A 1,099-nucleotide genomic window follows, 5' to 3' on the forward strand; every position below is an offset into this window, starting at 1 on the left:
CATGGCGAAACCGTGCGCAAATCCTCGGTATCACATGGCGGCACATTGCAGTTCAAAGCTACAGGGGGCGAGGCCGACGCCAAGGGCGACACCGGCGGCGATATCCTGCTCAAGGGCTTGCAAACCCAGGGCAAGGACATCGTCATTGATGCCAAGCGCGACTTTATTGGCCAGAGCCAAGCAGCCAACCAAAGCACTGAAAGCAAGAGCAAACGCTACTCGGCCGATGTCGGCCTGTATGCCGGCGGGCAATCGGGCAAGGGTGGTAGCAGCGGTGGTTGGGGGGTTTATACCGCCTTGGAGTACAGCGAAAGCAGCACCGCCCTCTCCAGCCTCACCCATGAAGAAAACACCCTTAATGCCAGCGGCACCCTGACGATCAAGAGTGGACGCAATACCGACCTCAGCGGCACCATTGCCAAAGCCGACGCTATCAGGGCCAAGGTGGGCGGCAACCTGACGCTGACCAGCGAACAGGATGTCGACCGTTATCGGCAAAAGAGCCTCAGCGGCCAGCTGGAAGGCCGGGTGGCGGTTCAGGGTAATGACACCGGCGCCAGTGGCAACCTGACCTACAGCCAAACCCGCAGTGACTACGCCAGCGTGCAGGAACAAACCGGGTTGTATGCCGGCAAGGGTGGGTTTGATATCGAGGTGGGTGGGCATACCCAACTCAATGGCGCAGTCATCGCCAGTGAAGCCGACCCCAGCCTGAATCGCCTGCGTACCCAGACGATCGGGTTTGGCGATATCACCAACAAAGCCGAATACACCGCCGTGGGCGGCACCCTGTCGTTCGATACGGCGGGCGGAGGCACCCCCAAACCCAACATCACCGTACCGGTGCATGACCGGGCCAAAGGCACCACGCATAGCGCCATCGCTGCCGGCACCATCGAAGTACTGCAAGACCAGACCACAGGCCAGGATAGCCTCGCCGGCCTAAGCCGCGACACCACCAACGCCAACGGCAAGCTTGAACGCATCTTCGATGCCAAGAAGGTGGAAGAGCAGGTTGAAATCGGCCAGCTTGTTGGGGAGATCGGCTTCCGTGCGGTCGGCGATATTGCCCAAGCCAAAGGGTGGAAGGACGGCAGCA

General features: G+C 60.6%; 1 protein-coding gene. It reads left to right on the plus strand.

All coding sequences use genetic code 11. The annotated features are described in order from the left end of the window. Positions 1–1,099 (plus strand): hemagglutinin repeat-containing protein (locus CSQ89_RS21605; RefSeq protein ID WP_199065796.1); only part of this gene is annotated, 1,099 nt, incomplete at both ends.

The organism is Chitinimonas sp. BJB300 (assembly GCF_002735695.1).
Classification (GTDB): Bacteria; Pseudomonadota; Gammaproteobacteria; order Burkholderiales; family Chitinimonadaceae; genus Chitinimonas.